Source organism: Deferrisoma sp. (assembly GCF_054681715.1).
The window spans coordinates 1-6,482 of sequence record NZ_BAAHFQ010000151.1 but is presented as its reverse complement, the minus strand read 5'-3'; the positions used below and the strand labels follow the sequence as shown (position 1 = coordinate 6,482).

The 6,482-nt window shown below is 67.8% G+C and carries 6 protein-coding genes; all 6 read left to right on the top strand.

Features of this window, described 5'->3' with window-relative positions:
- Positions 1–147 precede the first annotated feature (147 nt).
- The 6 genes from ACY0I8_RS15040 to ACY0I8_RS15015 all read left to right on the top strand — a co-directional run bounded on the left by ACY0I8_RS15040 (position 148) and on the right by ACY0I8_RS15015 (position 6,347).
- A complete protein-coding gene (locus ACY0I8_RS15040; protein ID WP_461395391.1) occupies positions 148–1,224 on the top strand; it encodes a glycosyltransferase family 4 protein in 1,077 nt (358 codons plus the stop codon).
- Positions 1,221–2,228: a glycosyltransferase family 9 protein gene (locus ACY0I8_RS15035; protein WP_461395390.1), complete on the top strand. Its 1,008-nt coding sequence runs from the start codon at positions 1,221–1,223 to the stop codon at positions 2,226–2,228. The genes ACY0I8_RS15040 and ACY0I8_RS15035 overlap by 4 nt, the downstream gene beginning before the upstream one ends.
- Positions 2,225–3,286, top strand: coding sequence for a glycosyltransferase (locus tag ACY0I8_RS15030; protein WP_461395389.1), 1,062 nt, complete (start codon positions 2,225–2,227; stop codon positions 3,284–3,286). Before ACY0I8_RS15035 ends, ACY0I8_RS15030 begins: the two co-directional genes overlap by 4 nt.
- Positions 3,283–4,443 carry a glycosyltransferase gene (locus ACY0I8_RS15025; protein ID WP_461395388.1) on the top strand — a complete coding sequence of 387 codons (1,161 nt, stop codon included), beginning with the start codon at positions 3,283–3,285 and terminating at the stop codon, positions 4,441–4,443. Before ACY0I8_RS15030 ends, ACY0I8_RS15025 begins: the two co-directional genes overlap by 4 nt.
- A complete protein-coding gene (locus ACY0I8_RS15020; RefSeq protein WP_461395387.1) occupies positions 4,440–5,534 on the top strand; it encodes a glycosyltransferase in 1,095 nt (364 codons plus the stop codon). The genes ACY0I8_RS15025 and ACY0I8_RS15020 overlap by 4 nt, the downstream gene beginning before the upstream one ends.
- Before the next feature lie 162 nt (positions 5,535–5,696).
- Positions 5,697–6,347 carry a glycosyltransferase family 9 protein gene (locus ACY0I8_RS15015; protein WP_461395386.1) on the top strand — a complete coding sequence of 217 codons (651 nt, stop codon included), beginning with the start codon at positions 5,697–5,699 and terminating at the stop codon, positions 6,345–6,347.
- The last annotated feature ends 135 nt before the right edge of the window (positions 6,348–6,482 follow it).

Genomic DNA, 6,482 nt, shown 5'->3' with positions numbered 1-6,482 from the left:
GGTGGTGGAGGCCGAGGTCTCCTGCCGCCCGTGCGGGCTCCACGGGGGCCGGCGGTGCCGGAAGGGGCATTTCCGGTGCATGTTGGACATCCGGCCCCAGGATGTGCTTCGGGCCGCCGGGGAACTCCTGGAAGGGGCGGGCCCCCCGTGAAGGTCGTGCACGTGGACCTCGGAGGTCGGTGGAGGGGAGGACAGCGGCAGGTTTTCTTGCTCCACCGTGAACTGCGCCGCATGGGGGTGGACAGCGTCGTGGTGGCGCCCCCGGAGGGAGGACTGCCGGCGCGGTGCAGCGAAGCCGGACTCCCGGTCATGACCCTTTCCGGGCGCCGGTGGTGGAATCCAGATGTTTGGATGGCGCTGCGGCGTGCCTGTCGGGGAGCGGATCTCGTTCACGCCCACGACGCCCACGCGGCCTCCTCGTTGGCCATCGCCTTGCGGAGGGGCGAGGCCAAGGTGGTGTGCCACAGGCGGGTCTCGTACCCGCTGCGTCCCGGGATGAGGTTCCGCCTGACTTACGGGAGAGCGGACGCCTGGATCGCCGTCTCCGCCGAAATTGCCGAATCGGTGCGGCGGGCGGGCGCAGTCTGCCCGGTCGAGGTGGTACCGTCCGCCATCGAGGTGGATGACCTCCGGGCGCGGGCGCACAGGTTAGACCGGGAGGATGTTCTTCGTCGCTGGGGCGTCCGGGACGAGAGGCCGGTGTTGGGGGTGGTCGGCGCCTTCACCGAGCAGAAGGGGCACCGGGTTCTCGTAGAGGCATTGCCGCGACTCCTTAGGGAGTGGCCGGGGTTGGTGTGCGTCTTCCTCGGAGAGGGGCCCCTCGGGCCAGCGGTCCGTGAACTGGCAAAGGCCCGCCGGGTGCTGGACCGATGCCGGTTCCTCGGGTTTCAAGAGGATGCGCCCCTCCTCACGCGGTGCCTCGATGTGGCCGTGCTGCCGAGCGTTTCGGGCGAGGGTTCGAGCGCCGCCCTGAAGGAACCGATGGCGCTGGGGGTTCCCATTGTGTGCTCCGACCTTCCGGGGAACGTCGAGGTGGTGGGAGACGCCGGGTGGGTGGTGCCCCGGGGCAACCCGGCCGCCTTGGCCGAGGCGATCGATCGGATCCTCCAGGACGAGGAGTCGAGGGCGGCGAGGGTGCGAGCGGGGCTCCAACGGGTAGAACGGTTTCGCCCCGGGACCATGGCGCGGCGCACTCTTTCGGTATACGAGAGGGTGCTCTCGTGAAGGTTCTCCTCATCCGGTTTTCCTCCCTTGGAGACGTGGTGCTCGCGACCGCGGCGGTGGAGGCCCTGAGGGCCGACCGGCCGCCCGACGTAGAGGTCCACGTCCTCACGAAACCGGCGTTCCGGGAGATCTTTCTCACCCACCCGGGGGTGGCGGGGTGCGTGGACTGGGACCCCAAGGAGGGCCTCGTGGCCCTCGCCCGCATGATCCGGCGGGAACGGTACGATTGGATTGTGGACCTCCACGGCACGCTTCGCGCCCGGGCGCTCCGGGTCTTGACCCCCGAGGCGCGGTGGACCCGGTATCGCAAGGGAACCCTGCGGCGGCGACTCGCGGTGTGGCTCCGGAAGCCGGACCTCCTGGACGACACCCACGTGGTGGACCGGTACATCACGGCGCTGGGCCCGCTCGGGGTGCGCCGGACCCGTCGGCTTCCACGCCTTTACCCGGGGGAGGCCCATCGCGGCCGGGTGAACGAACTCCTGGCCTCCGCCGGCTGGGACGGCGCGGGACGGCTCGTGGCGCTCGCTCCGGGCGCCCGCTGGCCCACCAAGGCCTGGCCCGAGGAGCACTGGCGGGCGCTGGCCGGGCGGCTGCAGGCCGGGGGCGCGTTTCCCGTGGTCGTTGGCGGCCCCGAGGACCGGGAACTGGCCGAGCGGATTCTGGCCGGCGGCCGGGGGGCGAACCTGGCGGGGCGCACCTCAATCCTCGAAACGGCCGCCGCGCTCGCCCGGTGCGAGGTGCTCGTCACCAACGACTCGGCCCCGATGCACATGGCCACGGCCGTGGGCACCCGGGTCGTGGCTCTTTTCGGCCCCACCGTGCGGGGGTTCGGGTTCTATCCCCTGGGGCCCGCGGACACCCTGGTGGAGCGCGAGATACCGTGCCGGCCCTGCAGCCTCCACGGGCGCACGCGCTGCCCGAAACCGGAGGCAACCTGCCTGGCCACCGCTGGACCGGAAGAGGTGGCGAGAATCGTCGGCCGCATGGGGGCTCTCCGGTGAAAGTCGCCTTCGTCAACGCGACCCGGAAATGGGGAGGAGTGAAGAGCTGGACGTTGGCTTTCGGGCGTGGGCTCCGGGAGCGTGGGCACCGGGTTCTGGGCATCGTGCGCGCCGGAAACCCGTTCGAACAGGCGTGCCGGAAGGCCGGATTCACGGTGTATCCGGTGCGTTTCGGGCCGAAATACAATCCGGTGGCGATCTGGCGGCTCGTTCGGATCTTCCGAAGGGAGCGGCCCGAGGTGGTGGTGGTCAACATCTCCCGCGACCTCGAGATCGGGGCGGTGGCCGCGCGGGTCTGCGGGATCCCGGTCGTGCACAGAGTGGGGTTGGTCGAGGATTTCCGAGGAACCCTGGAGGAACGGTGGCAGCACCGGGTTCTGGTGACTCGCGTGTTGGTGCCCGCGGAATGGATGGGGGCGGAGCTGGCGCGGCGGTTCCCCTGGATCGAGTCCGGGCGGATCCGGGTGGTCCGAAACGGCCGACCCGCGGTACGGCTGCCGTCGGCCTGGGTGAGGAAGGATGCCCCGGTGGTCTTCGGGACGGCGAGCCAACTCAGCCCCAGCAAGGGGCACCACTCATTTCTTCGGGCGGCCGGAATCCTTGCCAGCGAAGGCGTTTCGTTCCGGATCCGGGTGGCGGGGTCGGGCGCCTTGGAGGGGGAGCTTCGGCAGCAGACGGCCCAGGAGGGCCTGTCCGATCGCGTGGAGTTCGTCGGGTTTGTGAAGGACATGCAAACGTTTCTCGCTCAGTTGGACGTGTTCGTGCTGGCGAGTTTGAAGGAGGGGCTACCCAACGCCCTGCTGGAGGCTATGGCCGCGGGGTTGCCTTGCATCGCCTCGGATCTGCCGGGCACCCGGGAGGTCGGAGGCGATGCCGTCCTCCTCGTGCCTCCGGGGGATGCGCCAGCTCTGGCCCGGGCGATGAGACGACTGAGCACCGACGCGGAGTTTCGGGGGACTCTGGCGCGGGAGGCGGCCGCCCGTGTGCGGAAGTGCTTCGACCTGGACACCCAGGTCGGGGTTCTGGAACGGGTGCTCCGGGAGGTGGCGGGCCCGTGAGACGGCTGCGCGTGGTGCGGGTGTATAAGAACCTGGACGCCGGGGGCGGAATTCAGACCCGGTTGTTGGAACTCCTCCCCCGATTGGCGGAGCACGTCGATCTGCGTGTGCTGTGTTACCGGAAGCGGGGATCCCGCGCTGCAGAACTGGAAGAGGCGGGAATACCCGTGGATGTCATCCCCACGGGGAGCAAATGGACCCCGCGAAACGTTAGGAGATACGTGCGCTATTTTCGGGACCAAGCGCCCGACGTAGTGCATACACATGAATATACCGCCAATACTCTGATGATCCACGCGGCATGGAAGGCCGGAGTTCCGGTGCGCATCCGTCATATCCACACCATGGCACCGTGGGGGTGGGGTGGCGCGATTCGAACTCGGTTGCGCGTTTTAGCGGACCGCAAGGCGGCGAAGAAGGCGAGGGTGACTTTGGCGGTGAGCGATGCCGTGCGTCGTGTATTTCTCGCGGCGACCGGCCTGCCTCCCGAGATGTGCAAAGTACTGTACAACGGGATTGACCTCACCCCGTATGCTGACGCGCGGGCGGGAGGCGAGGCGTTTCGTGTTGAGTGGGGGATTCCGTCGGGGACGCCTTTGGTGGGCATCGTGGGCAGATTGTCCCGGGGGAAGGGCCACGAACATTTCCTCCGCGCAGCGCGTAAAATCACCGACGAGAACCCTGAAGCGCGATTCTTGGTCGTGGGGGACGGGGGAAGACGCCCGCACCTGGAGGCCTTGGCGGCGGATCTGGGCCTGGGCGACCGGGTCATCTTCACCGGTCACCTGGACAATGTAGCCCCAGCCTTGGGTGCGATGGATGTTTTTCTGTTCACGAGTCTGCCGGAGCATGACGGGCGCATTCAGGATGGTCTGCCGGGGGTGGTGATCGAGGCGTTGGCGGCCGGTGTGCCGGTCGTTGCGTTCGATCTGCCCATGGTGGTTGAAATCATGGGGCGCGGGCCGTGTGGAGTGCGGGTTCCTGACGGTGATGTGGATGCTCTGGTGCGGGAGGTATGTTCATTTTTACAGGATTCGCAGGCTCTCGTTTCGGCGCGCGAAGACGCTTTGTCCCGGGCAACTCGGTTCGACGTGAGGACGACGGCGGATGAAACGCTGAAGTTGTACGAACAATTGGTTTCGGGAGGCGGGGTATGAGGAGTATGTCCATCGTGCATGTCACGAGCTCCCGAAACCGTAGTGGGGGTACGCGCCAGGCACTGCTGTTAGCCCGAGAGCAAGTCCGTAGCGGGCATCGGGTACTGTTTTGCGCGCCCCCAGGGGCCGGTGTCTTTGAGCTGGGAAGGGGGCTCGGCATCGAGTTCGTCGTGCTCGAAACGGGATCTTTGGTTGCGCAGTGGCGATCTTCCAGGAAGTTGCGGGCGGTGGTGAAGGCGGCGGGGGCCGATGTGGTCCATGCCCATCATACGAAAGGCCATAACGTGGCGCTTCTGGCCACCTTCGGGGGGCGGTTTCCGCCAGTTATAGCGAATCGAGGGGTCTTGTTCCCCCCGGAATTCCCGGCCAAATTCCGAAGCGCTCGCACCGCGGCCGTGATCACCAACTCGAGGAGGGTCGCGGGGGTGCTGACGTCCTGCGGGGTAACTCCCGAAAAGGTTCACGTCGTATACAACGCAAGGGACCCCGCCGACAGCGATGTCCTCCGGGATCGCGCTCGCCAGTTCCGGGAGGAGCTTCCCGGCGCCGGAAGCGCCCCCGTCGTCGGGGCCGTTTCCAGCGCCCGGCCGGAGAAGGGCATGCAGGTTCTCGTGGAGGCGGCGCCGAGGATCCTCGAGCGCTGCCCCGATGCCCGGTTCGTCCTGGTCGGCGCGGGAACCGAGCGCTTCGAGCCGCGGCTGCGGGAACTGGGACTGAGGGATCGGTTTTGGCTGCCCGGGCACCGCTCGGACGCGGTGGCCCTCATGACCCTCTTCGACGTGTTCGTGCTGCCGTCGATCGACATGGAATCGTGCCCGAACGTGCTCCTCGAGGCCATGGATGTGGGACTCCCCGTCGTCGGGTCGGATGTGGGGGGCGTGGCCGAGATCGTGGAGGAAGGTCGGACGGGACTCGTCGTGCCCCCGGGCGATCCCCAGGCGCTTGCGAACGCGGTGGTCGCCGTGTTGGGCCGGGACGACCGGGGAAGGGCGTGGGGGGAGACGGGGCGGCAGACGGTTCGGGAGCGGTTCTCTCCCGACCGAAAGTGCAGAGAGACGCTCCGGGTGTACGAACGGCTCCTGGGAGACTGACCGTTGGGAACCCTGAGGTCGCTGGCGGATTTTGCCCGTGCCGTCCCGTGGCTCGTCCGGCCGGGCACCGTGGTGTTCCGCAGATTTTCGAGGGCCCTCGGCGACAATCTCCTGCTCTCCCATCTGGCTCGGGAGTGGAAACGGCGTCACCCGAGGAGCCGGGTGGTCCTCGAGACGAACTGGCCCGAACTCTTTGAGGGCAACCCCAACGTCGACCTGGCGGTGCGGTCAAAAATTGCCCCCCGGTACCGCAAGCCACGTTACCGCATCGGTAAGGAGACTCGCACCCACATTCTCGATCAGCTCGCCGAGAGCGTGGGACTGCCTCGGTCGGCGGACCGAAGGGTGGAGATGTTCCTGACCCCGGGGGAGGTGCACGCCGTCACGAGGGACCTGCCGCAACGGTACGTGGTCGTGTGCCCGGTGGGGAAACGGACCGTTGCAGCAAACCGGAAGGACTGGGGGATGGAGCGGTTCCAGGCCGTCGTGGACCGATGCTCCGCGACGGCATTTGTGCAGATCGGAACCCCCGGGGATCCCCTGCTCCGGGGCGTCATCGACCGCCGGGGCCTTCCGATACGCGCCAGCGCCGCGGTGCTGGCCGGGGCACGACGGGCTTTGGTCCTGGAGGGAGGGCTCATGCACCTGGCCCGGGCCGTAGGGACCCACGCCGTGGTGATCTACGGGGGCGCCGTGGCCCCGGAGGTGAGCGCCTACCCGGAGCACACCAATCTCGTGGTGCGGGCGCCCTGCGGCCCCTGCTTTCGTTCCCACGGCAGGCTGGAGGATTGCCCGACGATGGATTGTACCTGAATCCGTGAGCGCTCAGGGCGCGTAGGGGGTGCAGACCCTTCGAAAGGGGTCTATCGCCCCCAGTAGGCGCCGACAACGTCGGTTCCAGGTTTTACAAAGAGGGTTTTACGGCCACATGAGCCATCAATTCCGCGT

Excerpts from the sequence above, each read along its gene's own strand:
- ACY0I8_RS15020 (WP_461395387.1), top strand. The coding sequence starts at position 4,440 with ATGAGGAGTATGTCCATCGTGCATGTCACGAGCTCCCGAAACCGTAGT.